The organism is Azospirillum brasilense (assembly GCF_003349955.1).
GTDB lineage: Bacteria > Pseudomonadota > Alphaproteobacteria > Azospirillales > Azospirillaceae > Azospirillum > Azospirillum brasilense_B.
The window spans coordinates 33748-56736 of sequence record NZ_QLKQ01000039.1 but is presented as its reverse complement, the minus strand read 5'-3'; the positions used below and the strand labels follow the sequence as shown (position 1 = coordinate 56736).

Annotated in this window: 26 protein-coding genes and 1 tRNA gene; 19 read left to right on the top strand and 8 right to left on the bottom strand. The window is 65.1% G+C overall.

What is annotated here, in order from left to right; translation table 11 throughout:
• Positions 1-5: 5 nt before the first annotated feature.
• Positions 6-638, bottom strand: a complete 633-nt coding sequence (gene folE, locus DXK32_RS17910) for a GTP cyclohydrolase I FolE (protein ID WP_114859775.1) — start codon at positions 636-638, stop codon at positions 6-8.
• 322 nt (positions 639-960) lie between these two features.
• On the bottom strand, positions 961-1353 hold the full coding sequence (gene apaG / locus DXK32_RS17905; RefSeq protein WP_114859762.1) for a Co2+/Mg2+ efflux protein ApaG: 393 nt from the start codon (positions 1351-1353) through the stop codon (positions 961-963).
• Between the two features lie 416 nt (positions 1354-1769).
• On the opposite strand from apaG, the gene DXK32_RS17900 reads away from it, so the two are divergent.
• The 7 genes from DXK32_RS17900 (at position 1770) to DXK32_RS17875 (ending at position 8887) form a co-directional block, all read left to right on the top strand.
• A complete protein-coding gene (locus tag DXK32_RS17900) occupies positions 1770-2429 on the top strand; it encodes a GNAT family N-acetyltransferase (protein WP_114859761.1) in 660 nt (219 codons plus the stop codon).
• Between the two features lie 35 nt (positions 2430-2464).
• Positions 2465-2538: transfer RNA gene (locus DXK32_RS17895), tRNA-Gly, on the top strand.
• A gap of 58 nt (positions 2539-2596) precedes the next feature.
• Positions 2597-3667: a site-specific integrase gene (locus tag DXK32_RS17890; protein ID WP_114859760.1), complete on the top strand. Its 1071-nt coding sequence runs from the start codon at positions 2597-2599 to the stop codon at positions 3665-3667.
• A 171-nt stretch (positions 3668-3838) separates the two neighbouring features.
• Positions 3839-5146, top strand: a complete 1308-nt coding sequence (locus tag DXK32_RS17885) for a PDDEXK nuclease domain-containing protein (RefSeq protein ID WP_114859759.1) — start codon at positions 3839-3841, stop codon at positions 5144-5146.
• The gene (locus DXK32_RS17880) at positions 5143-6102 is read left to right on the top strand and encodes a hypothetical protein (RefSeq protein WP_114859758.1); all 960 of its coding nucleotides are present in this window, start codon (positions 5143-5145) and stop codon (positions 6100-6102) included. The genes DXK32_RS17885 and DXK32_RS17880 overlap by 4 nt, the downstream gene beginning before the upstream one ends.
• Before the next feature lie 435 nt (positions 6103-6537).
• Positions 6538-6723: a hypothetical protein gene (locus DXK32_RS32235; RefSeq protein ID WP_162801234.1), complete on the top strand. Its 186-nt coding sequence runs from the start codon at positions 6538-6540 to the stop codon at positions 6721-6723.
• 382 nt (positions 6724-7105) lie between these two features.
• Positions 7106-8887, top strand: coding sequence for a ParB/RepB/Spo0J family partition protein (locus DXK32_RS17875; RefSeq protein WP_114859757.1), 1782 nt, complete (start codon positions 7106-7108; stop codon positions 8885-8887).
• Positions 8888-8968: 81 nt separating this feature from the next.
• Here the strand turns inward: DXK32_RS17875 and DXK32_RS17870 are convergent, their stop codons facing one another.
• On the bottom strand, positions 8969-9196 hold the full coding sequence (locus tag DXK32_RS17870) for a helix-turn-helix domain-containing protein (protein ID WP_114859756.1): 228 nt from the start codon (positions 9194-9196) through the stop codon (positions 8969-8971).
• 155 nt (positions 9197-9351) lie between these two features.
• Between DXK32_RS17870 and DXK32_RS17865 the strand changes: the two genes are divergently transcribed.
• Positions 9352-9801 (top strand): helix-turn-helix domain-containing protein, encoded by a 450-nt coding sequence (locus DXK32_RS17865; protein WP_247877216.1) that lies wholly within the window; start codon positions 9352-9354, stop codon positions 9799-9801.
• Here the strand turns inward: DXK32_RS17865 and DXK32_RS17860 are convergent.
• Positions 9794-10072: a helix-turn-helix domain-containing protein gene (locus DXK32_RS17860; protein ID WP_114859754.1), complete on the bottom strand. Its 279-nt coding sequence runs from the start codon at positions 10070-10072 to the stop codon at positions 9794-9796. The genes DXK32_RS17865 and DXK32_RS17860 overlap by 8 nt on opposite strands.
• 157 nt (positions 10073-10229) lie before the next feature.
• On the opposite strand from DXK32_RS17860, the gene DXK32_RS17855 reads away from it, so the two are divergent.
• Both DXK32_RS17855 and DXK32_RS17850 read left to right on the top strand, forming a co-directional pair.
• Positions 10230-10760: a hypothetical protein gene (locus DXK32_RS17855; protein WP_247877215.1), complete on the top strand. Its 531-nt coding sequence runs from the start codon at positions 10230-10232 to the stop codon at positions 10758-10760.
• Between the two features lie 303 nt (positions 10761-11063).
• Positions 11064-12098 (top strand): MerR family transcriptional regulator, encoded by a 1035-nt coding sequence (locus DXK32_RS17850; protein WP_114859773.1) that lies wholly within the window; start codon positions 11064-11066, stop codon positions 12096-12098.
• 138 nt (positions 12099-12236) lie between these two features.
• Here DXK32_RS17850 and DXK32_RS17845 read toward each other — a convergent pair whose 3' ends face one another.
• From DXK32_RS17845 to DXK32_RS17835, 3 genes are all read right to left on the bottom strand, one after another.
• Positions 12237-12632 (bottom strand): response regulator, encoded by a 396-nt coding sequence (locus DXK32_RS17845; RefSeq protein ID WP_114859753.1) that lies wholly within the window; start codon positions 12630-12632, stop codon positions 12237-12239.
• Positions 12633-12653: 21 nt separating this feature from the next.
• A complete protein-coding gene (locus DXK32_RS17840) occupies positions 12654-12992 on the bottom strand; it encodes a hypothetical protein (protein ID WP_162801232.1) in 339 nt (112 codons plus the stop codon).
• Between the two features lie 147 nt (positions 12993-13139).
• A complete protein-coding gene (locus DXK32_RS17835) occupies positions 13140-13331 on the bottom strand; it encodes a hypothetical protein (protein ID WP_162801230.1) in 192 nt (63 codons plus the stop codon).
• A gap of 287 nt (positions 13332-13618) precedes the next feature.
• Between DXK32_RS17835 and DXK32_RS17830 the strand changes: the two genes are divergently transcribed.
• The 3 genes from DXK32_RS17830 to DXK32_RS17820 all read left to right on the top strand — a co-directional run bounded on the left by DXK32_RS17830 (position 13619) and on the right by DXK32_RS17820 (position 16835).
• Complete coding sequence (locus DXK32_RS17830; RefSeq protein WP_114859750.1) at positions 13619-13906, top strand: helix-turn-helix domain-containing protein; 288 nt, start codon at positions 13619-13621, stop codon at positions 13904-13906.
• Between the two features lie 294 nt (positions 13907-14200).
• Positions 14201-15472 carry a hypothetical protein gene (locus DXK32_RS17825; RefSeq protein WP_114859749.1) on the top strand — a complete coding sequence of 424 codons (1272 nt, stop codon included), beginning with the start codon at positions 14201-14203 and terminating at the stop codon, positions 15470-15472.
• A 454-nt stretch (positions 15473-15926) separates the two neighbouring features.
• Positions 15927-16835, top strand: a complete 909-nt coding sequence (locus DXK32_RS17820) for an ArdC family protein (protein ID WP_114859748.1) — start codon at positions 15927-15929, stop codon at positions 16833-16835.
• Between the two features lie 197 nt (positions 16836-17032).
• Here the strand turns inward: DXK32_RS17820 and DXK32_RS17815 are convergent, their stop codons facing one another.
• On the bottom strand, positions 17033-17275 hold the full coding sequence (locus tag DXK32_RS17815; protein WP_247877214.1) for a helix-turn-helix transcriptional regulator: 243 nt from the start codon (positions 17273-17275) through the stop codon (positions 17033-17035).
• Positions 17276-17472: 197 nt separating this feature from the next.
• Between DXK32_RS17815 and DXK32_RS17810 the strand changes: the two genes are divergently transcribed.
• The 6 genes from DXK32_RS17810 (at position 17473) to DXK32_RS17790 (ending at position 22809) form a co-directional block, all read left to right on the top strand.
• Positions 17473-17748: a DNA -binding domain-containing protein gene (locus tag DXK32_RS17810; protein ID WP_114859746.1), complete on the top strand. Its 276-nt coding sequence runs from the start codon at positions 17473-17475 to the stop codon at positions 17746-17748.
• Between the two features lie 176 nt (positions 17749-17924).
• Complete coding sequence (locus DXK32_RS33710; RefSeq protein ID WP_432612352.1) at positions 17925-18131, top strand: transcriptional regulator domain-containing protein; 207 nt, start codon at positions 17925-17927, stop codon at positions 18129-18131.
• A gap of 7 nt (positions 18132-18138) precedes the next feature.
• Complete coding sequence (locus DXK32_RS17805) at positions 18139-18681, top strand: DUF2285 domain-containing protein (protein WP_247877213.1); 543 nt, start codon at positions 18139-18141, stop codon at positions 18679-18681.
• A 242-nt stretch (positions 18682-18923) separates the two neighbouring features.
• Complete coding sequence (locus DXK32_RS17800; RefSeq protein ID WP_114859744.1) at positions 18924-19886, top strand: HamA C-terminal domain-containing protein; 963 nt, start codon at positions 18924-18926, stop codon at positions 19884-19886.
• Entirely contained in the window at positions 19883-22504 is a 2622-nt protein-coding gene (locus DXK32_RS17795; RefSeq protein ID WP_114859743.1) for a DEAD/DEAH box helicase, read from the top strand. The genes DXK32_RS17800 and DXK32_RS17795 overlap by 4 nt, the downstream gene beginning before the upstream one ends.
• Positions 22505-22521: 17 nt before the next feature.
• Positions 22522-22809 carry a DCL family protein gene (locus DXK32_RS17790; RefSeq protein ID WP_114859742.1) on the top strand — a complete coding sequence of 96 codons (288 nt, stop codon included), beginning with the start codon at positions 22522-22524 and terminating at the stop codon, positions 22807-22809.
• Positions 22810-22989: the final 180 nt, after the last annotated feature.

Sequence of the window (22989 nt, the reverse complement as noted above, 5' to 3'; positions counted from 1 at the left end):
TTGGCTCACTCCGCGCGCGAGCCGGGATTGCCGATCATCGACAGGAACTCCCGGCGGGTCGACGGGTCGCTGCGGAAGGCGCCCAGCATCCGGCTGGTCACCATGGTGACGCCGGTCTTGTGCACGCCGCGGGTGGTCATGCACTGGTGCTGCGCCTCGATCACCACGGCGACGCCTTCGGGCTGGAGCACCTGATCGATGGCGTTGGCGATCTGCGCCGTCATCTTCTCCTGGATCTGCAGGCGCTTGGCGTAGGCCTCGACGAGCCGCGCCAGCTTGGAGATGCCGACGACGCGCTGGCGGGGCAGATAGGCGACGTGGGCCTTGCCGATGATCGGCACCATGTGGTGCTCGCAGTAGGATTCCAGCCGGATGTCGCGCAGGACGACCATCTCGTCGTAGCCGTCGGTTTCCTCGAAGGTGCGCGCGAGGATCTCCTCCGGATCAATGGCGTAGCCGGCGAAGAATTCCTCGTAGGAGCGGACCACCCGGTCGGGCGTGCCGACCAGACCCTCGCGCGACGGGTTGTCGCCGGCCCAGCGGATCAGCGTGCGGACGGCATCCTCGGCTTCGGCGCGGGTGGGCCGCGCGGTCGCGCCGTGGTCGGTGTCGGCCGGGTGGCCGGGGCCGCGGAGAATGTTGTCGGCGTGCGGGGTCTTGGAAGCCGTCACGGGGCGAAGCCTTTCGATTCCTGGTCGAGTCTCGGTCGGATGGGTCCTGGCGACAGGCGGCCCGGTCGCGCGCCGCGCCGATGCCACAGCCGGCTTGTCGGGTATACATACGACCCGCCGCTCGCCTGGATCACTGCAATCCTTCGAAGGCAGGCAGCGGTGTGGAGTATGGCGCAAGTGGGGGCGCCTGCCCCACATCAAGGCGCCGAATCCGGCCGTTCAACCCGCCCTGCGGCGATTGGTTGCAGGCGCCAGGGGATGTTCAACGGCGACCGCGGCGCGGGCGGAGTCAGTTCAACTGGCGCGGCTGATGCGGGCTGTCCAGCGAGAAGGCGGGGACCGCCACGTCGAAGGCCTCGCCGGCGCCCGTTTCGAAGCGGTAGGAGCCGACCATGATGCCGGAGGGCGTGGGAAGCGGTGTTCCGCTGGTGTATTCGAAGCTGCCGCCGGGCTCCAGCACCGGCTGTTCGCCCACCACGCCCGGCCCGCGGACCTCCTGCACGCGCCCCAGCGCGTCGGTGATGTGCCAATAGCGTGTGCGCAGCCGGACGGTTTCCTGGCCTTCGTTCTCGATCCGGACGTGATAGGCCCAGACATAGCGGCTTTCGGCGGGCATCGATTGCTCGTCGAGAAAGACCGGCTGGACGGTGACGCGGATCGCGCGGGTGACTTTCGTGTACATGGCGGCACTCCCGGTCCTGAGAATAGGGGCGGGGGAAAGCGCCTGTCCAGTGGCGGAGCGGGGGACACCCCCTCCGGATGCCCGGAAGCGGCGGGACGGGGGCTGCGGCGATGCATGCGGGACACACCGGGAAGCCATGCGCGGGGGGCCGGTTCCGGCCCTTTCACGATCGCTTGAACCCCCTGTCCACTGGTGTTATATGCGAGGTCCCTGCAACGGCCGAAGAGCCTTGCCCATGTCTCGTCCGCACAGCATCAGCATCCGACGACGACGCCACGCCGCGCTGCGCGCGGTTGCGGCCGTCCTTGGGTCGCGTGCGGACGCTTCGGGTCTCCGCCGGCACTGATCCGGCGCTCCCCCGGCGCGGCGGCGCGGTCCGCCTCCGACCACAGTCCTTTTGCCGGGAAGCCCCTGACATGATGATCTCCCTGGAAGAGCCGCGGCACGACGCGGCGATCGAAGCCCTGCTCGACCGGTCCTTCGGCCCGGATCGTTTTAAGAAGACCGCCTACAAGCTGCGGGAGGGCGTGGCCCCGATCCCGGAACTCGGCTTCGTCGCCATCGAGCATGACGAGCTGGGCAACGAGATCCTGGAGGGCACGATCCGCTATTGGCCGGTGACCATCGGCGGCACGGTGCCGGCGCTCCTGCTCGGCCCGATCGCGGTGTCGGACCGGCTGCAGGGCGGCGGGCTGGGCAGCAAGCTGATCCGGATGAGCCTGAACAAGGCGGCGGCGCTGGGTCACCGGGCGGTGATCCTGGTGGGCGACGCGCCCTATTACGCGCGGTTCGGCTTCACGCGGGAGCTGACGCTGGACATGGCCCTGCCGGGTCCGGTCGATCTCGACCGCTTCCTGGGTCTGGAACTGGTCCCCGGCGCCCTGGCCGGCGCCGCCGGCATGGTGACCGTCCCGGCGACGGACGAGGGCTACGGCGTGCCCGCGAACGAGGACGTTCGGCCGGCGGCCGGCGGCACCGCCTTGTTTCCGCGACTGATCTCGCCGCTGGTGTCGGTTTTCGCCGCCTCCCCACGGGAACTTGCCGAATCCCGCCTGTGGCATGCTCGAACCGCTTGAAAGCGGCGAAAGCGTCGCCTATAAACATGCGGCGCGCGGGTGTAGCTCAATGGTAGAGCAGAAGCTTCCCAAGCTTACGACGAGGGTTCGATTCCCTTCACCCGCTCCAATTTCCTGGCCATTTTCGTGACAATATGTGACACTCCCTCTGTCACAGAGGGTGTCCCATGGCCACGATCTGGGAACGCGGACCATATCAGTATTGCGTCCGCATCCGCCGCAAAGGCGTTTCCGAAACCAAGACGTTCGAGAGCCGGCGCGAGGCCGAAGAGTGGGCTCGCATCATGGAGGGCAAGGTCACCGGCGACGAATTCGTCGACCGAGGCAAGGCCCGTGACACGACGCTGTCACAAGCCCTCGACTGGTACGCGCGGGTGATCGTCCCCAAGACGCCGCGGTCGGCCAAGGTGAAGATGAGCCAGGTCGCCTACTGGAAGGCGAGCCGATTCGCCGACTGGTCGCTGCTGTCGCTCCGTCCCTGGGACCTGCTGGACTGGCGCCGCGAGGTCCTGGACGAGGACAATGCCGAGGACGGCGGGCAGATTGGCCCCGAGGCGGCGTTCAGCGCGCAGACCTGCGTGCACCGACTCAACCTGATCTCCCACCTGTACGGTCAATGGTCGCTCATCCATCAAGTCGCAATCGAGAACCCGGTGGTCCGGGGCGTCCGCCCGACGCTCGACAACGGCCGAAGCCGCCGTCTTGACCCAGAGTCCGACCAGGACGGCAAGACCGAGGAGGACCGGCTTTACGCGGTGTGCGACACGTCTAAATCGACGTGGCTCGGGGCCGCGGTGCGGATCGCGCTGGAAACCAGCATGCGGCAGGCGGAACTGGCCGGCCTCACCGGCGACCGCGTCCACCTTGACGGCCCCCACCCTCACGCCGATCTGCCACGGACCAAGAACGACCGCCCCAGGCGCGTGCCGCTGAGCACACGCGCCGTCGCGGCGTTCCGCTCGCTGTTGCCGGACGGCGTGAGCGCCATCGGCAAGCGCCGGGTCTTCCCCATCGAGACGCCGCGGGCCATTGGACACGCGTTCCGCACCGCCGTGAAGGAGGACCGGTTCCCCGATCTGCGCTGGCATGACCTCCGGCACGAGGCGATCAGCCGGCTGTTCGAGAACACCGACCTGCGCGACCATGAGATCATGGCCATCACCGGGCACCTCTCCCCGGAGATGCTGAAGCGATACAGCCATCTACGCTCTCATCGATTGGCAGCACGACTCGGTTAGGCAGTTGTTGAGTTTTCCAGAGGGCTGGCGAAGAGCTGTAATCGGTTGAGCACCGCTTCAGCAATCCCAGGCGCCGCATTCTTCACCGCGGCGCCTAAGGAGATCGCAGAGGTTTTCCATCCGGTCATCGAGCGCTAAGCTGTTCGCGTCTTAGTCTGCTAAGGTCTGCTTATGACCACGCCTGCCTTCCCTCCGGACAGCGACGGCTACGCTTCTCTCTTGGCCGAGCTCAAGGAACGTATCCGCACAGCTCGCCTGAGGGCAGCCGTCGCCGTGAATCAAGAACTGATCCTCCTGTATTGGAGCATCGGCCGGGATATCCTCGACCGGCAGACCGCGGCGGGTTGGGGCGCCCGCATCGTCGACCGGCTGGCCGCCGACCTTCGGCGTGATTTCCCGGAAATGACCGGGCTCTCACCTCGGAACCTCAAGTATATGAGGGCTCTCGCGGAGGCCTTTCCCGATCGTCAAATTGTGCAACAGGTTGTTGCACGATTGCCCTGGGGGCATGCGGTCAAGCTGGTCGAAACCATCAAGGACTCCGTTGAGCGTCTCTGGTACGCCCGGCAAGCGGTCGAACATGGGTGGAGCCGCAACGTTCTTGTTCATCAGATCGAAAGCGGCCTCTACGCTCGCCAAGGCAAAGCGCTTACCAACTTCGCCCGGACCCTGCCCGCCCCACAATCGGACCTCGCGCAGGAGCTGATCAAAGATCCCTATAGCTTCGATTTCCTCTCGCTCGGCCCAGACATATCGGAACGTGAGTTGGAGCTTGGCCTCCTTGAGCATCTGCGCGCCCTGATCCTGGAACTTGGCAAGGGATTCGCCTTTGTCGGGAGCCAGTATCATCTCGAAGTTGGCGGCCAAGACTACTACCTGGATCTGCTCTTTTATCATCTTCGTCTGCGTTGCTTTGTCATCGTCGAGCTTAAAATCGAGGACTTCAAGCCTGAGTTCGCGGGAAAGATGAATTTTTATCTGTCTGCGGTCGATGATCAGCTCCGCCATGAAACCGATGCGCCGAGCATCGGAATTATTCTCTGCAAGGGCAAGAACGAGGTGATCGTCGAATATGCACTGCGTGATTCGGCGAAGCCGATGGGAGTCGCCGAGTATCGCCTCTCGGCTGCCCTCCCCGACGTTCTGCAGGCCGAACTGCCGACCGTGGCGGAATTCGCTCGTGAATTTCCGTTGATGTCGTTGGTCAAGCTGCGGATCGAAATTGAACGCGAGCTTCGCGCCATGATCGACGAACGCGGCACCAGCGAGCGCCCCTTGAGCATTATGGCGAGCCTCAGCGAGCTCGGCCGACTCGGCCTCGCACCGGCCAACGCTGACCGGTTCCGCTCGGCACTCCAGGTGCTCAACCGGGCGGCGCACGGCCTCGACGTCGGAGAGGAGGCTGCCACGGAGGCCACCTCCACTGCCACCACCTTCCTGGCGGAACTCCGAGATATCCGCTCCCGAGGTGCGGCATGATGACCGATCACGAAACGCGTGCCACCACGCTGACCGACGCCGATGCCCGCCGGTTGGCGCTCGAAGCAATTGCGACACTCGTTTACGTAAAGAAGACCGCCGCCGACCAAGTGCTTAGGCGTGTGGGTGTCCCCGAGGATCTCATCCGCCGCTTCTTGACCGAACGCGACCCGGCAACAGGCGAGAAGCGATCCAAGCGCGATGCGGGCGCCCTTGTGCTGGAAGAATTGGCCCGCACCGGCGGTGACCATGCGGTCATCCGCAACATCGTCGCCCTCGCTGCGGACTGGTCAGCGTTTCACCTTGCGCAGAATGAATATCAAGCGCGGGCTGTCGTTCAAAAAGCACGTGAGTTGCGCGGCGTGCTCGCCGCTGCTGATGCGCGCGAGCTGGCGGAGGCCGAAGCCCGACGGGAGGCAGCCGCTCAGCAGCGCCAACGCGAACAAAGCGAGATGATCAAACGTCAAAGCGCTCTGCTTCTCGCTCAACTCGACCAAGCGGCGTCTTCTGGCGAACATCAGCAGCGCGGCTACCTGCTCGAGGACTTGTTGAACCGCACCTTCGACCTCTACGGCGTTCCGGTGCTCCGTGCCTTCCGACGGAACGGCGGTGGCGAGCAGATCGACGCCGCCTTCGAGTTGGACGGGTGGCACTACATCGTCGAATGCCGCTGGCGCACGCGCCTAGCTGACATCCGACAGCTCGACGGCTTGGCCGGCCAAGTAGCGCGCTCAGGACGGCAGACGATGGGCATGTTCCTCTCCGTCGAGGGGTGGTCGGAGCACGTTGTCCCTCTTCTCAAGCAAAATCCAAACAAGGCCATCTTCCTAATGGAAGGTTTCGATCTCCGCGCGGTGCTCGATCAACGAATCGACCTTCGCCGGCTCTTGAAGGCAAAGATCTCGGCTCTGAATTTGGAAGCGGAGCCATACCTTCCGATGATGGAAATCTCATGAGTGACGAACAGGTGGCCCAGGATTGTCATTCTACGACCAGGTATTGGCGGCTGCTTACGTTGCCCGCACCGCACGAGCCTAGCTCGCGTTTCCCTTGAGCCGTCGGGCTATCTCTTCGGCCTTGGTCGGACGACCAGGGCGGGGCGGATTGTCCAGCAGCCCCACTGGGTCGTATTGGGCTTGCCATTCCTGCACGACCCGCGGTGACCAGCGGGGCCCGCGTAGCATGGGGACGCGCGTCGGTGGCGGCAGGGTCTCCGGACACGAGCTCAAGCGGTTGTAGATCGTCTGCTTCTTCAGGCCGAGGATGACGGCTAGGTCGGCAACGGTCAGCCAAGTCATTCCGGGTGGAATTCGGGAGGTCATAGGGCCTCCCATAAACCCGAGGAAGAGGCAATCCTCAGCCAGAGCAGCATGATCCCGCCATGAGCGCGCGTGAGCTACAGTCTCTTTTTGGAGTGGCGAGGCTTCGATTTGGAGGAGTCGTTTTCCTCCGGCGCAGAAAAAGAAGCTCCGTCGCTGAATATCGAAGAGATGGGAACGACCTTCTGGTTCAGCGCGCGAAAGCAATCATTCTCCGGTCGCTGTGAAGGAGCGGCTCGTCGGCACCCCGTTGCCTGATGGGCCCTTGCTGTTCGGCGCACCCTGCGGGCCGGGCTCTATGGCTGCGCCACCGAGCCGCAGTGGGCTGCGTTTCGGTCCCTGCGGGTGACGATCCCTCGCGCATGATGTTGCCGGCCGTCGCCGAACTTTTGGAGCTGGCGTCGGCGTGACGCCGGCGCCAGCTCGACGTGGGGAAAGAGGGCGTTGCCGCTCTCTCCCCCGCGAGGGCCGCCTGTTGCCGGGCAGGGCCGCCGGCTCAGGGCATGGGGCGTGCCCCTCGCCCGGGCAACCCGGCCCGGCGCGCCGTCCCTCGCCCCCCTCTCACCCACCGCTCGCGCGGCCCCGGGAAGCAGCAGCGGCAAGGCTGCTGCTTCGCAGCTTCAAGAGAGGGAGATGAACCATGAGCACTCAGCGCGTTCCCCTGTCCCAGCTTCTCCCGCCGACCGCCAACCCGCGCAAGCGCATCGACCCCGCCGGCATCAAGGGGCTGGCCCAGAGCATCAAGACCGACGGCGTGCTCCAGAACCTCGTCGTCAAGTGCCTCAAGGGCGACCGCTTCCGCGTCGTCACCGGCGAACGGCGCTACCGGGCCTTGAAGCTGCTGGAGAGCCGGGGCGAGATCGGCAGCGACTACGGGGTCCCGGTCGAGGTGCGCCATGGGCTGAGCACCGCCGACGCCCGGCGCATCGCCCTGGTGGAGAACGTGCAGCGCGAGGCGCTGGACGCCATCGACGAGGCGGACGGCTTCGCGACCCTGCTCCAGAAGGGCGCCACGCTGGACGACGTGGCGGCGCAGACCGGCTTGAGCACCACCACCGTCAGGCGCCGGCTGGCGCTGGCCGGACTGTGCGCCGAGGCCAAGCAGGCGGTGCGCGACGGCGCCATCGGGCTCGGCATCGCCGAGGCGCTGACGCTCGGCACCCACGAGCAGCAGGCCCGCATCCTCGCCGACATCGCGGACGGCGGCTGGTACGATGCCGACGACGTGCGCGCCCGGCTGATTGAGGAGAAGCCGTCCGTCGCCATGGCGGTGTTCCCGCTGGAGCGCTACAGCGGCACCGTCACCTCCGACCTGTTCGCCGAGGCCGAAGCCACCTACTTCGACGACGCCCCGCAGTTTCACGCCTTGCAGCGGCAGGCCGTTGAGGAACTGGCGGCGGAACGAGCGAAGACCGCCGCCTTCGTGGACCTGTTCGACACGCAGGGCGCGCCGTGGTGGCACTACCGCGCGGCGCAGGACGGGGAGAACGGCGGTGTGGTGATCAACCTGACGCCGGCCGGCCGGGTTGAGGTACGCGACGGACTGATGCGCCACGACGTGCAGCGCACCGTCGTCGCCGAGACACGGGAGAGCCCGCTGGCAGTGCGTCGGGAGCGCCCGGAATACCCGTCCTGGCTGGTCCGCCACATGGCCGCGCACAAGACGCTGGCGGTGCAGACGCTGCTGATCGCCGCCCGGCGCACGGCCCGGGAGGTGGCGGTGGTGATGCTGATGCGCGGCGCCGATGGCCACCATGGCCGGGCGTCGGTGGAGGTGCACCCCGCGTGCGCGCTGTTCTCGGGCGGGGACGGACCCCGGCCCCGCAGTTATGACGCCATCGAGGCGGCGGCAGCGTATTTCGAGCGTCTGCTCGGGCTGGCACCGGCCGAGGACGACGAGCCCACCTACGGGCCGCGCAGCCGGGGTGCCTGGGAGCGGCTGGTGGGCGAACCGAAGGACGGCGCCGACCTGTACGAGCGGGTCAAGCGGCTGAGCGACGAGGACCTGGACGGCCTGCACCTGCTGCTGACCATCCTCGCCTTCGGCCAGGGCGACATGGACGCCATCGACCACGGCGATAGCCTGTTCAACCGGGTGGCGCGCGACCTCGGGGCCGACATGCGCGACTGGTGGCGGCCGGACGAGACCTTCCTCGGCGGGCGCACCCGCGATCAGCTCTGCGCCATCGCTCAGGAGAGCGGCGCCACCGTGACCATGGCGCGGCTGTCGGACTACAAGAAGTCCGGTCTAGTCACCGCGCTGGCGAAGCATTTCGAGCGGACGGCCGAGGCCGGGGCCGAGGCGCCGGACTGGCAGGTCAAGGGGCGCGACTGGCTCCCCGATGCCATGCGCTTCGGTACGGAGCCGGACGCGGAGAGCGACCGCGTTCCCGAGTCGGACCTGCCCATGGCCGCCGAGTAGGCGATACCGCCGCCCTCCTTCAGGAGGGCGGCCCTCCGCCTGGAAAATTCGAGCCGGCCGCCTGGGGCGGCCAGCGTTGCTTCAGCCGGAGGACGGGGCCCCCTGGGTGTCCATCAGCGCTCCCGGCGGCACGCCCAGCGCGTCGGCCAGTTCCTTCAGCACCGTGATGGTCGGGTTGCGGGCGCCGCGCTCGATGCCGCTGATGTAGGTGCGGTGCAGACCCGACTCGAAGGCAAGCTCCTCCTGCGACCAGCCGCGCGTGCGCCTGATCCGCTGAACGTTGAGCCCGACCTGCCTGCGGATGTCCATCCGGGCAGCTAGCCCGCGTGTAGCCTATTGGTCTACAGACTATGAGTAACATTTTCTTGAGAGCATGCGCGCGACGGTCCATGCTGCACAGCCGGCACGCGAGAAAAGGCATGGTCGCATACCGCAACCGAAGGTGCGATGCAGGAGGAGACTTCGTGGACGTCGTAGCAGGGGCGAGACACAAAGGGCGTGGTCGCAGGCCGGAGGCCGGGACCGGCCTGGACACGGTGGACACCCATGTGGGTGGACGGCTGCGGCTGCGCCGCACGCTGCTCGGCCTGTCGCAGGCCGAATTGGGGCGGCGGGTCGGCCTGACCTTCCAGCAAATCCAGAAGTACGAGCACGGCGCCAACGGTATCGCCGCGTCGCGGCTCTGGCAGTTGGCGGACATACTCGATGTTCCGGTCAGCTTCTTCTTCGACGATATGCCGGACGCGGCGCCCCGTGCCTCCGAACCGCCCGATCCCGAAACGCCACCGATGGGGCGGCGGGAGACGCTGGAACTGGTGAAATGCTACTACCGGATCAAAGACCCACGCGTGCGTCGGGGGATCTTCGATCTGGTCAAGGCGACCGTGGGAGCGGTCGAGGGCGTGATCAAATGACGTCCGTCTCCTGCGGCCGATCCTTCTTGAACCGAACCCCTTCGCCGCCACCGTTTTCTGGGAAAAACTCCACGCCGGCTGCCTCCAGCGCTGCCCGGATGGCGCGTAGGGTTCGGACGTTGAGCTGGCGCTCAATTTCCCGTTCGAAGTCGGCCACGGTCTTCGTCGAGACCTCTGCTGCCTTCGCCAATTCCTGCTGGTTCATCCGCACCAGAGCCCGTCCAGCACGACATTGCGCAGGGGAAATAACATTATTCTTGGCATCAGTCATTTTTTATGGTGTCATTATCAATGTCATTTTGCACCATATCAGTTGCGACGAAAGCCGCAAAGGAGGTGACGTGTCTTCAAAGACGCGAGCGCCACAGATGAGCCGTAAGTCCCGAAAAGGGAGCATCGCTGCCGCTGCTCGTCTACTGACCTTCACTTTGCAAGAGAGGCAGGACGCCGACCCGGTCATCCTGCTTTGGCAGGAGTGGCGGGAGACTTTCGCCTCCTCGCAGCGGCTGTGCCACGAGGCCCAGCGCCTGGAACGGGAACTGGCTGAGAAGATCGGCTTTCCCCGTGTCGAAATCCCCCTCGACCATCCGGGGCGCCCTTCGGTGGTTGCCACGGACGCCCGCCAGATCGACCGGGTGCTGGGGACAGCGCCGGCCACCCGATTGCTGCGCCGGCGGCTGAAGCGTGACCTTGCCGCCGCGCAGGCGCGCTGGGACGCCGAGGCGGCGGCGGTCGGCCTCACCAACGCCGTCGAGCAGGAGGCCGTCGCAGACCGGCGGGTGGACGAGTTGCTCAGGACCGCGTCCCGGACGTCCGCACGGTCGATCCCCGGCGTCATCGCCAAGCTCGCCATCGCGACCGAATGGAGCGAGCTGGAGCCGGACGCCGACGGCTATCCCTGGGACTTCATCCGCGGTGTTCTCGCCGATCTGACCGCGCTGGCCGCAAGGGAGGCGTAGCGTGGTTCGGGCCGGCAGGCGGACGTCGCGCTCTACGAGGCGAAGCGCACCGGCTAGAACCGGGTGGTGCTTCAGGGATGCGGGGACGCGCCGCATCCCGCCTGCGGCCGCGGTGCAGGCTGAGCAGTCCGGCCCCATTCACCGCACCCCGAGGTGCGGTCTCAGTTTGAAACTTTTTCCCTTGTGAACCCAAAACGGCCGTCTCGCACACCTTCTGCGGGGATGTTGCTGCACATCCCTCTTGACTCGGTCCCAGGGGCAACCAGCGATAAGGGCAGCGGTCAAGCAATCGCGAGGTGGCTCATGAACTCTTCCGCAAGGTACCTGAACGCATCCGAAGCCGCCGGCCGGCTCGGGGTTTCAGCCAAGGCCCTGCGTCTCTACGAGCAGCGTGGTTTGATCGCTCCGATCCGCAGCACGGCCGGATGGCGGGCCTATGGTCCCAACGAAATGAGTCGCGCCGGCGAGATCGTGGCGCTGCGCGCCCTTGGCTTCAGCCTCGCCCAAATAGCGCGAGTGTTGGCTGGCGACCCTCGCGGCCTCGAACCAGCTTTGGCGACGCATCAGACCGTCCTCGAAGACCGGCTGCGTCAGTTGGTCGGGATGATAGAAACGATCGGGAGCCTGCGTGACGACCTCGCTCGGGGCAAGGGGCCGACAGCCGGGGAACTGGCGCGCCTGACGGCACCGGATTCCGCGCTCACCGTTGCCTTTGACCTGCCTTATCCCTGGGATGGCGAGCGGTTCGAACTGGGCCGTGTCCGGCTCTTGAATTATATCATAGGCCCGTTAGGCAGCGGCAAGACACGGCTGGCACAGCGCTTGGCCGAGACGTTGCCCAACGCGGTCTTCCTCGGCCTCGACCGATTGGTGGATGGCGGTGCAGTTGCTTACGCTCGCATGGATGCGGACCCGGCTCTCAGGTCGCGGGTCGATCGGACGCTGGCTTGGCTGGTGGAGGACGGAGCCACCGTATCAGACGCACTCAGCGCGCTGATCGCCGGCCTGGAGTCGGATGGTCCGGCCATCATGGTGGTCGACATGATTGAACAGGGGCTGGATCAGCCCACTCAAGAGGCAATGATCGCCCATCTTCGGCGTCGCAGCCCCGGTGCCCCGCCGATTTTCATGCTGACACGTTCAAGCGCGATCCTGGACTTGACGGCGGTTGGCACGGACGAAGCGATCATTCTCTGCCCCGCCAACCATAGCCCGCCGACCTATGTCGCCCCGTATCCCGGCACGCCCGGCTACGAGGCCGTCGCCACATGCTTGGCCTCGCCCGAGGTGCGGGCCAGAACGGAAGGCGTCATCGCTTGGCGGCCTCCAGTCGCCTGATGGTGCCGCTCTTCGGCGGAAAGGGAACGCTCAGGCAAGCATGACCGTCCAGCGCTGCATCAGGTCATTGCGCCGTTCAAGGCCACAGTCGGCCCTGCGAACCGACTCCGCAGTTCGCTTCTCACCCGATGCGGTCATTCAAACTGAGACACTACTCACCCCGAGCAGGTCTCGGAGGGCCGTAAGCACCGGCTGGGGGCCGACCGGTTTGGCCATGATGATGGTGCCGACCCCTACCTCACCGTGCAGTTCGTCAAGAGCGCTGGCGTCCGCGGCGCCGGTCATCACGACCACCGGCAGCGTGGGACACGCCGCCCGCAACTGCCGGATCAGCGCCAAGCCGCCGAGGCGGGGCATCTGGAGATCGGTCAGTAGCACGTCGGCGGGAGTCTGGGCCTGGAGGGCGAGCGCCTGCACGCCATCGTGGGCGAGCGTGACGTGGTAGCCGGCCTCCTCCAGGATGGCACGCAGCGCCCAGGCGACCAGCACATCGTCCTCGGCGACGAGGACATGGATGGGCGTGTCCTTGATCATGGCTGTCGTCCTCCATCCACCTCAGGATGCGCCGGTCCATGCCGGCGGCGCGCCGACGATCACCGCTCCTCCTCTATCCAGGCTGGCCGTGGGGCGGAATGCGGCGATGGTCGAACGCAGCCGCTGCACCTCGGCCTCGTAGGGCCGTAGCACCTCCGGCGGGCGGTGCGCCGGACACTCGCCGGCGGACAGAACGGCGCGGGACAGGGCGGCCAGCGTGCCGAAGTCGAAGCCGGCAGCCAGCGACAGCATCGCCCGGGTGTCGTCACGGATGCGGGGCCAATCCCACGGTTCCCGGTGAAGCGAGCGCAGCCGGCGCTCCATTTCGTCGTCGAGCGCGGCCAGGACGTCTTGGAACACCGTCTCGCCGAGGTCCTGCCGGAGGACGGTGAGCAGCGCGCCGTCGCTTCGAGCGGACGCATCCGCCAGGACAGCCGCCTCAGTCCGTCTGTGGTCGGCACGGCACCGGGTGCCGGGAAGCCGAGTCGCCGAGCAGGTCTCGGCCATCTACTGCCAGCCGCCCCCGGCGATGAACGCCTGCACGGTCTGCAAATCGTCCTGCCAGCATCCGGCGCACGGCATGGGAACGCCGAAGCGCACGGCCTCGGCGTAGATCAGGTCTTTGATGTCCACCGCCTGCCAATAACTGTCCACCGCTGCGGGCAGATCGGTGGGCGTCGAGGCATCGCCGTCGGTCATGCACCGCTCGTAGCGCGTTACCAAGGCGGCAAGTTCCCAGACACGCGGCATCGCCCTCGTCCTCCATACCGTTGCCGGCTTTTTCCCAGGTGTTTGTCGCTGCGTGTGCGGCTGGACAATGCCGGTGGTGAGGCGGGACGGGAACGCGGCCCCTCCATCATCATCCTACAACCGGGAAAAGACGGCGGACAACTACAGCCGGAGAGTGTAGCGGTTTCGGAACCTGGATGCGACTAAAATAGTCGTCTTAGTGGCGCTGGGCGCGCGCATCGGGAATGTGATCTGTGATGATCACACCCAGGCAAATACGGGCGGCACGGGCGCTCCTCGGCTGGACGCAGGAAACGCTGGCGGATACGGCCCTGGTCGCCTTGACCGCCCTGAAGCGGCTGGAGTCGGACCGCCTCGATGTGCGGGACACGACGCGCGACGCCGTGCGCAAGACGCTGGAGGAGAACGGCGTCATCTTCCTGTCGTCGGCCCGCGGCCTCGGCGTCATGCTGGTTGACCAACAAGGGGAGGCGCCTGCGATGCAGCAGGAGACACCTAAGCCACCACGACAAAAGCACGGCTAATCGCTTTCCTGCTGGCTCCTCGGCTCTGTTCCGATAACGGATCTGACTTCTGTTTGAACAGTGGCTCAGCCGTTGCCCGCCAGACCGGGCTCGGTGGATCGCCACAGTCGGTGGTATCGTTTGCAGATGAGCAAAAGCGCGGCTCACGGCCCTTGCTACACCGCTGGGCGCTACCCAAAACAGTGCCGCGGCCCCACAGTTTGCCCTTGTCGCGAGCCCAAGTGCATTTTGGCACATCGTTAATACCATATCGACACGACGGCCGTTGCCATCTGTCATTCGGACGGCAACGATGTGTCCGATACAATCCTCAGTGGGGTGATGCGCATGCCGGCCGAACTGACCCGCCGCGAACTCTACGAGATGATCTGGGCCCGCCCGATGACGAAAGTTGCCGCTGAACTGGGCATTTCCGATGTCGCGCTCCATAAGATTTGCGACAAGCACCGTATCCCAACGCCAAGCCGTGGGTATTGGGCGAAGGTGGCGGCCGGCAAACCGTCCAAGCGGCCGCTGTTTCGGGACGTCTCAGATCCGCTGGTTGACAGGATCGTCATACAAGGAAGTCCGACGGCAGCGTTGCCGCCTGAGGTAAGGGCCGCGCGCGCCAAGGCCAAACTGGATCGGGAGAGGCGCAATGTGATGCCCCCTCTCCCTATGCCATCCAGTCAGGACAACCATCCCGTTCTGGTGCAGCTTGCAAAGAAACTGGAGGCAGCCAAGGTGGGGCCTGACGGCTTCATCCGGCTGTCCGACTCATCGCTCTTCTCGATAGTCATCAGTCCCGCGTCCGGCGCCCGGGCACTGCTCATTGCCGAAAGGCTGATTGCGTTGGCCCCCACGCAGGCTTGCCGCTTCGTGTCCGCCCCCGGCGGACTTCAACTGGTAGCCGACGAGGAGAGCATGACACTCTCTCTCGTGGAGCAGACCGACAAGATTCCTCATAAGCCGACCGAAGCCGAAATGACAGCATTAAGGAAATGGGAAGCGGATCGGGAACGCAGGCAGCGGCGCGGCAACTGGTTCAGTGACTGGGACAAGCCGAAGGTCCCGGAATGGGACTATGTACCGAACGGCATCCTCGCGTTTGAACTTGATAAGGGGCACCACTGGGACGGGCTGCGGCGCCGCTTTGCGAACAGCAAACGGAAACGTGCGGAGGATATGATCGACGACGTGCTTGCGGCGGGTCGGGTGATCGCCGCGGCGAGGAAGGCACGCCACGCTGAAGAGGCGCGGCGCAAGCAGGCTGCCGAGGAAGAGGCGCGCCGCCGCCGGGAGGCCGAGCGGCGGAGAGTCCTGGAACAGAAACGTATCGAGCTCCTGGATGCCCAGGCGGAGGCCTTCGCCAAAGCGCGCCGGATCGACGCGTTTGTTGAGGATTATCTGGCAAAGTACGGTTATTCCGAGCTGCCGGACTCCTGCCGACGTTTTGTCGACTGGGCGCGCGGGCATGCCGAACTGCTGCGCCACCAAGCTTCGCCGGAGAGGCTCGGCGCCAAGCTTGATGCCCACCAACTCATGGATGATGCCACCGAGATCGGCAGTTGGGTGGACGTGCTTTGATCTCGACCTGGATGCACGGTGGATCGAAGCGCAGACCAAACCTAGCAGGCGGCATCGTTTGCCGATGAGCATAAGCCCGACCTATGGCCGCTGCTGATCTGCTGCATTCCTATTAATCCCTCCGGTTCGTTCTATGAGGGGCTGGCCGCCGCGAGGTGCGCCGGCGTGTCGCGCGTCTCGGCCCCACGCGTGCGCCGATCCCTGACGCATTCCCACGGATCGGCGCCTCCGGCGCCGCCGGTGCGGGGAGTCGAGGGGCGCCGCCCCTACGCCCCGCCGGCCCCGCCGCCTACGGCGGAGCAGGGCCGCCCGTCCCGGGCGGGGCTCGAAGCCCCGCGGGCCGCGCAGCCCGGCCCCGCCCGCCGGCAGGGCCTCCCCCGTACCCCGGTCTCGCCGACGGGCAACCGTGCAGCAGCCAGCGCGCTGCACGGCAGCCCGACACGGAGGACCCGAAATGACCGCTCCCACGCACGACCGCACCGACGTTTACACCCGCGTCACCAACCGCATCCTTGCCGACCTGGAACGGGGCGTGCGGCCCTGGATGAAGCCGTGGGACGCCGGTCACGCTGCGGGCCGCATCGCCCGGCCGTTGCGCGCCACCGGCCAGCCCTACCGCGGCATCAACACCCTCATGCTGTGGATGACCGCCATGGAGCGCGGCTATGCCTCGCCGTTCTGGCTCAGCTACCGGCAGGCGCAGGGGCTCGGCGGACAGGTGCGCCGGAGTGAGCACGGCACACTGGTCGTTTACGCCGGCACGGTTACCCGCCGGGAACCGGACGGCGACGGCGAGGAGGGCGAACGCGACATCCATTTCCTGAAGGGCTACACGGTGTTCAACGCCGAGCAGGTGGACGGCCTGCCCGAACATTTCCATATCCCAGCCCCGGTGCCGCTGGACCCCATGCAGCGTATCGCGGCGGCGGACGGCTTCTTCGCCGCCACCGGAGCCGACATCCACACCGGCGGCACGCGGGCCTACTACGCCATCGGCTCGGACCACATCCAGATGCCACCCGTCGAGAGCTTCCGTGACGCCGAGAGCCATGCGGCCACGCTCGGCCATGAAACGGTGCATTGGACCCGTCACCCGTCGCGGCTCGCCCGCGACCTTGGACGCAAGCGCTGGGGCGACGAGGGCTACGCCGCCGAGGAGCTGGTGGCGGAGATCGGCAGCGCCTTTCTGTGCGCCGACCTCGGCATCACCCCGGAGGTGCGCGAGGACCACGCCGCCTACATCGCCTCCTGGCTGGAGGTGCTGCGCAACGACACGCGCTTCATCGTCAGCGCCGCCGCTCATGCCCAGCGCGCCGTCGATTTCCTGCACGGGCTTCAGCCGCCGGTGCGGCAGGCGGCGTGACCGCCGGCAGGGGACCGGTGCGGACGACGCGCCGGTTCCCGCTCCGGGATCGATGCCCGTCCATCCCGCAAGGCTGAAGAATAGACTGAAAGTTTAGCTAAACCCCGCCAGATGCGCCGTTGGCAACCACCCATCACAAGGCATCTAAAGACACGGCGGCGGCGTGATGTCCGATGCGCAGCGCCGCCGTTCCGGACCTACGGATTTCCGGCAAGCTGTGCGAGGTAGGGGTGGTTGGGGGGAAGTTCCAGGAGATCACGGGGAAGCACCGAGAGGGCCATCGCCAGACGGCCAACGGTGACGACTGTCGCCTTGTGCTCGGCCCGCTCGATACCGCCCAGATAGCTGCGGTCCATGCCGGCGCGATGCGCCAGCTCCTCCTGCGTGATGCCCTTGGCGAGGCGCAGGCGGCGGATGTTCAGGGCCAGGATGTCGGGCATGTCCTCCATCGGCAGGATGGAGCAGGATTGCGGGACGGGTCTCCACGGGATACATCTCCCATTCGGAGCACGCCGGACAAACCGACGATGTTTCGGTGCCACTCCGCGACACCGCTCCGGATCGTCCCTACATACGATTATATGAAAACACCCATCGCTTCGGTGCGGGGCCACACACAGAGGGGAGAGATCAGCCGATGACGACGCCGCAGCTCGAACCGCCGGTTGCCGACGCGCCGCCTCTTTCGGAGACCCTGACCGACTACGACCGCTTGCACCTCGTCACCTACCTGCGCCTGCTCGACGCCGAGGCGGATGGGGCCGACCCGGACGAAGTCGCCCGCATCGTGCTGCGCATCGACCCCGCGCGCGAGCCCGACCGCGCCCGGCACGCCCACGCCACCCATCTGGCGCGGGCGCAGTGGATGACGCGCGTCGGCTACCGCGACCTGCTCCGCCAGGGCATGCACTGAATTCCGCATCGCCGGATTTCCGGAAATCCGCCGTTCCGGGGGGCCGGATCGGCGGAGTCCGCTGAAGTACGCCGTTCCCGCCGGGCTCTACGCCGTCAGCGCTGTCGCAATTTCAGGGTAGCGGCTCACTTTTTCGATTCGGGCGCAACCTGACGCTGCGCGCGAGCGAAGACATCATGACCGCTATGAATGATTGGCGAGCATCGGCCGCCTACCAGTATGCCCTGACCATCCCTGCTTCCTGTTGGGCGTGGGAGTTCCTGCGCCGCAACGGGGATTATCAAACGGAGGTGGCTGGGCAGCGCGGCGAGTCGGCATCCTCCGACGGCACTGGCCATTGGGGGTTGCACTGTCCTGGAGGACCCGGGCAAAAGCGGCGCTGAGACGCTGGTGTTCTGGAGACCGGAGGTGCTGCCGGCCCTGGTCCGGCTGTCGCCGGCCCCAAGGCCCTACGCCGGGCCATCTCCTTGCCTTGATCCCTGGTGGGGGGCGTCGCGCCAAGCCGTCCTCGACACGGGAGACGGCTTCCACGTCGCGCTGGCCGACGGGCCGCGCGAGCGGCGCTTCTGGATCGAGGGCAAGCGCCTTCCCAAACCCGGCACGCCGCTGCGGGCGTTGGTCGCGCTGGACGATGACCTGGACGCCCAGGTCGCCGCGCTCCGCCGGTTCCACGATGCGGTGACCAACCCGGCCGCTCCCCCGGACCTGACGCCGTACCAGACCCGCATGCTGATGCGCACCCTCCAGGCGCTCGACGCCTACCACGACGGGGCCAACACACGGCAGACGGCCGAAGCGCTGTTCGGTGCCGAGCGCGTTAAGGCCGACTGGTACCGGAACACCCCCTTGCGCGACCAGGTGCGCTACCTCATCCGTCGGGGGCGCCAATTGATGGACGGCGGCTATCGCGATTTGCTCCGGCTGTCGCTGTAGAGCGGTTGCGGGGTCTGAAAGCGCGAAGACACATACAGAGTCAACCGATTCATCCGCTTTGCGCCAGGAGCTGACGCTGAGCGCCTGCCCCCGAACCGCACGTTCATCGACCCGGCGCGTCCTAAGCAACCCTCCACGAGGAAGAATCGTTACGGCGAAAAACAATTGTTGAACAACGACGAGTTCGTGTAAACTTCAGGAATTCGAAGCTCGAATGATTTTTAGGAAGCGGGCCAGTCCAAATGGGGGTAGCGGGCCTGTCGGAGATAAACGCGGAAGCTTTAGAAGCCGCAGTAACAGGCAACCCCGAAGTGCTAGGTGTCCATCTTGCGCTCGTTGAGCGGGACGTTTTGATCACAGGCCACTCAGTCAAAATTCACTGCCACTGCCTCGCCGTGGACGGCAATGGTCGCATCCAGTTGCGTCGCCTCGCCGAGTTCATGAGGAACTTGGCGGCTGATTACGCACTGCCGCGATCCAAGGTCGCAGAAGCGAAGGCACGCGACACCAAGTTCAACAGCACAGAGGCGATCGCCGAGCTGGTCGAACGGGCCAAGCGTTCCTTTACCGACCTAGCGAAGACGGGCGAGGGCGGAGAAATGCTGCTTTTTATGCTGGCGGAGCGGTTTCTCAAGCTGCCCCAGATATTGTGCAAGATGGATTTGAAGACCGATGGCCGTCTACACTACCATGGTGCCGATGGCGTTTACGCTGGTGTTACATCGGAAGGCGTGCTGAAACTCTACTGGGGCGAGTCTAAGATCTACGAAGACGCGGGCGATGCAATCCGATCCTGCCTCGGCTCGCTGGCTCCCTACCTTATCGAGTCTGAGCACGAAGGCGCCGAGCGAGAGCGCGATCTTCTCCTGCTGAGCGACAGGGCGGATCTAAGCGACCCGGCGCTCACTGCCGCCCTCAGGAAGTATTTCGACCGGTCGTCGCCTCAGTCGAATAGGGTCCGCTACTGCGGGCTGGCGCTAGTGGGCTTCGGAGCGCCTTTCTACCCTAAGAACGACGCTCAGGCAGTAGCAGACGAGATTGCGAAGGCGGCACGCGAGGCGCTCGTCGACTGGCGGGAGAAGATTGGTAAGAGCCTTACCGCGAACAAGCTCGAAAGCCTTGAGATCGAGTTCTTCTGCATCCCTCTGCCGTCCGCGCAGGACTTTCGAGACGCATTCCTCGAGGCCATGGGATTGAAGAAATGAGCCTTGAAGATTTGCAAGCTTGGCTGCTCGCGGAAGGTGTGCGCGACGATTTGACCAAGATCGTCCGGCTGACAGTCCGGTCCGAACTGGACAACCTTGCGGGGGAGGCCCACGAGACTGGTGCGGACGGTATTGACTGGCAGCGACTCATCTTTGCAGGCAGCATCCTGGCCCGGTCAGAAATGCGAACCGATCAAGAGGCCGCGCTCAGGATAGCAGTCGCCGCTATCACTTTGACGGACGACAGAGGCGTGAGGGATGCGGGCGCTGTGCTGCTCGGCAAGCTCTCCAATTTTCGGGCTGTCTCGCTGGCGGTCAATCGCGCCCTTGTGGCAGGTGATCTCGACAGTCGGCTGGGGATCGCGCTCCGCCTCGAGGCCCAGCGCCGCGAAATGGATCGTTCAATCCTCGTCGAGACCACCGGAAAGTGGATGCAGGTGAACGACTTCCAACAGCGGTTCTGGACGAATGCCTCGCTGGCTAGATGGCTTTCGGCATCGGCGCCCACCGCTTCGGGGAAGACTTTCTTGGTATTGCAATGGCTTGTCGATCAGCTCGGCGCGGCCGAAGCTGCGGTAGCCATATACCTCGCTCCTACCCGGGCGCTTGTCTCTGAGATCGAGACGAATCTGCAGAATCTCCTGAGCGACGCGAAAGGCATTGAGGTGTCTTCGTTGCCTTTGCGCAGCAAGTACGACGCGGCGCGCACTGGCGGCTCTCGGCTCGTGCTCGTCCTGACGCAAGAGCGGATGCACCTCCTTGCCAATGTGTTGGGCGACGCTTTTCTCGTCGATCTCTTGATCGTGGATGAGGCCCACAAAATCGGCGATGACGGACGGGGCGTCATCTTGCAGGATGCGGTCGAGCGCGCGTCGCGCACGAACCCCATGATGAAGCTCGTCTTCATAAGTCCGGCTACCCAGAACCCGGAAGAGCTACTGGCGGATGCGCCAGAGGGCATCGAGACGGTAGCGGTCAATAGTGACGCCCCAACTGTCCTCCAGAATTTGCTGCTGGCTCGGCAGGTTCCGGGGAAGCCCAGGCGATGGACCCTGGAGACAAGACAGGCAGAGGCCACAATCCCAATCGGGGTGCTCGAACTCGCGAATACGCCCGCCAGCTTTATCAAGCGCCTCGCCTTCATCGCTGCCGCGGCCGGCGAACGGGGCGGCACGCTCGTATACGCCAACGGCGCGGCGGATTCCGAGGACATAGCGGATCTGATCAGTCAGCTTCAGCCGAAGGTCGACCCAAAGTTAACTGATCCGGAGCTCACCGCTTTGGCCGAACTCGCCCGCAAGGGCGTGCATCCAAACTTTCGGCTGGCGCCCTTGGTCGAGCGGGGCGTAGCGTTCCACTTCGGGAACATGCCATCGCTCCTCCGACTCGAAATCGAGCGGCTGTTCCGATCGGGAAAGATCCGTTTCCTTGTCTGCACGTCGACACTAGTGGAGGGCGTCAACCTGTCGTGCCGCACGATCGTCGTGCGCGGCCCACGCAGGGGTAAGGGCCATCCCATGGAGCCGCACGACTTCTGGAACCTCGCGGGTCGGGCCGGACGCTGGGGGGCCGAGTTCCAGGGTAACATCATCTGCATCGACCCGAACGACCCGGTCGCATGGCCAAAGGGAGTTCCTCTTCGTTCAAGATACCCAATCAAACGGGAGAGCGATGCAGTGCTCGACCTCGGCGACGCGCTCCTCGACTATCTAGCGAAACGAGGCGAGCGGACCCCATCGGATTTGGAAGGCAGCGAGGAGTTCGAGCAGGTTGGCGCCTACCTTTTAACGTCCTACATGCGCTTGGGGTCAATTTCTCAGGCAGATCTCGCCAAGCGGCACACCTCTGCCTTCATCGCGAGGCTCGACGATGTGCTGCATGGTCTTGCAAGCCAGTTGGACATTGATGCCGATCTGGCAGCCCGCCATCCGGGCGTCAGCCCCGTCGGATTACAGCGCCTGCTGGACACCTTCAGGTCATACAAGGGCGAACCTGAGAACCTACTGCCAGCCGAGGTGGCGAGTGATGACAGCTACGACCGCTTCGTCACGATCATGCGCCGGATCAATGTGAGCCTGTTTCCGGCGTTCGAGCCCGAAAGCCGCATCAAGCTCTATGCCTTGATCGTCTTCCAGTGGTTGAGAGGCCAGTCTCTGGCGGAGATTATCCGCAGGAATATCGCGTGGCATATAGAGGTCAACCGCCCCTATAAGCTGCCAGCGCTCATACGCGACACCATGGCCCTAGTTGAGCAGATCGCGCGCTTTAGAGCGCCGAAGTACTTGTCGGCCTATATGGACGTATTGCACTTGCATCTTAGGTCGATCGGCCGTGAGGACTTGATAGACCACGGGCTGGACATCGGCACGCAGCTTGAGTTCGGCGTATCCTCCCGAACGCTGATTTCGCTGATGGAACTTGGCTTGTCCCGCATGAGCGCCGTCGCCCTGTATGAGAAGATCGCACGCGACGATCTTGGACAGGAAGAGTGCCGCGAGTGGGTCGTAGAGCGCGCCGACCAACTCGGCGGCATGGAAATACCGGCTGCCATTATTAGAGAGCTACGTGAGCGATTGCTTGTGATCGACGATGGCGGGCCTGCGGAAGCAACTGAGTAACGTGTGAGGAGTCGTAGATGGCTAGGAAAATTGCCGTGACGCTCGGCCCCATGTACTTTGATAAGAAGGGCGATGCCGTCGCCTACCTAAACGCGATGCTTAATAAATACGATGTTGGTGACAGGGTCAGCGCGGCCGATGCTATCGTGCTGGAGGCTGCCTTAGCCCGTCATCCAGAAGCCAAGGAGAAAATCGGCACCGGCGTGAAGGATTTTAGCGTACGAAGCGCTGAGTTCGGGACCAAGTGCTTCTGGGTGAATAGAACAGACGGCACGACGGTGAAATTCTCACACAAGGCCATTTGAAAATACCTCAGGCCGCCCGTTGCTGGTGCACGGTGGCTCAACTAGGCGCAATTAATTTAAATAAACCCGAAGCAGACCTCGGGAAAGTCCGCACTGGGTCAACGGCTGCTATGACCCTTAGCAGACATTCCCGTGGACAAAGGCCGTTAACAAGCCGCAGCCTCGACCTGCCAAGCTAGG

What these genes read in the sequence shown, in the direction of transcription:
- DXK32_RS17870 (WP_114859756.1), bottom strand. Translation starts at nt 9,196, where the DNA reads ATGGACATCCGCAGGCAGGTCGGGCTCAACGTTCAGCGGATCAGGCGC.
- DXK32_RS17860 (WP_114859754.1), bottom strand. Translation starts at nt 10,072, where the DNA reads ATGACTGATGCCAAGAATAATGTTATTTCCCCTGCGCAATGTCGTGCT.
- apaG (WP_114859762.1), bottom strand. Translation starts at nt 1,353, where the DNA reads ATGTACACGAAAGTCACCCGCGCGATCCGCGTCACCGTCCAGCCGGTC.
- DXK32_RS17835 (WP_162801230.1), bottom strand. Translation starts at nt 13,331, where the DNA reads ATGACCGACGGCGATGCCTCGACGCCCACCGATCTGCCCGCAGCGGTG.
- DXK32_RS17885 (WP_114859759.1), top strand. Translation starts at nt 3,839, where the DNA reads ATGACCACGCCTGCCTTCCCTCCGGACAGCGACGGCTACGCTTCTCTC.
- DXK32_RS17820 (WP_114859748.1), top strand. Translation starts at nt 15,927, where the DNA reads ATGACCGCTCCCACGCACGACCGCACCGACGTTTACACCCGCGTCACC.
- DXK32_RS17790 (WP_114859742.1), top strand. Translation starts at nt 22,522, where the DNA reads ATGGCTAGGAAAATTGCCGTGACGCTCGGCCCCATGTACTTTGATAAG.
- DXK32_RS17830 (WP_114859750.1), top strand. Translation starts at nt 13,619, where the DNA reads ATGATCACACCCAGGCAAATACGGGCGGCACGGGCGCTCCTCGGCTGG.
- DXK32_RS17875 (WP_114859757.1), top strand. Translation starts at nt 7,106, where the DNA reads ATGAGCACTCAGCGCGTTCCCCTGTCCCAGCTTCTCCCGCCGACCGCC.
- DXK32_RS17795 (WP_114859743.1), top strand. Translation starts at nt 19,883, where the DNA reads ATGAGCCTTGAAGATTTGCAAGCTTGGCTGCTCGCGGAAGGTGTGCGC.
- DXK32_RS17815 (WP_247877214.1), bottom strand. Translation starts at nt 17,275, where the DNA reads ATGCCCGACATCCTGGCCCTGAACATCCGCCGCCTGCGCCTCGCCAAG.
- DXK32_RS17890 (WP_114859760.1), top strand. Translation starts at nt 2,597, where the DNA reads ATGGCCACGATCTGGGAACGCGGACCATATCAGTATTGCGTCCGCATC.
- DXK32_RS33710 (WP_432612352.1), top strand. Translation starts at nt 17,925, where the DNA reads ATGACCGCTATGAATGATTGGCGAGCATCGGCCGCCTACCAGTATGCC.
- DXK32_RS17800 (WP_114859744.1), top strand. Translation starts at nt 18,924, where the DNA reads ATGGGGGTAGCGGGCCTGTCGGAGATAAACGCGGAAGCTTTAGAAGCC.
- DXK32_RS17810 (WP_114859746.1), top strand. Translation starts at nt 17,473, where the DNA reads ATGACGACGCCGCAGCTCGAACCGCCGGTTGCCGACGCGCCGCCTCTT.
- DXK32_RS17845 (WP_114859753.1), bottom strand. Translation starts at nt 12,632, where the DNA reads ATGATCAAGGACACGCCCATCCATGTCCTCGTCGCCGAGGACGATGTG.
- DXK32_RS17850 (WP_114859773.1), top strand. Translation starts at nt 11,064, where the DNA reads ATGAACTCTTCCGCAAGGTACCTGAACGCATCCGAAGCCGCCGGCCGG.
- DXK32_RS17900 (WP_114859761.1), top strand. Translation starts at nt 1,770, where the DNA reads ATGATGATCTCCCTGGAAGAGCCGCGGCACGACGCGGCGATCGAAGCC.
- DXK32_RS17880 (WP_114859758.1), top strand. Translation starts at nt 5,143, where the DNA reads ATGATGACCGATCACGAAACGCGTGCCACCACGCTGACCGACGCCGAT.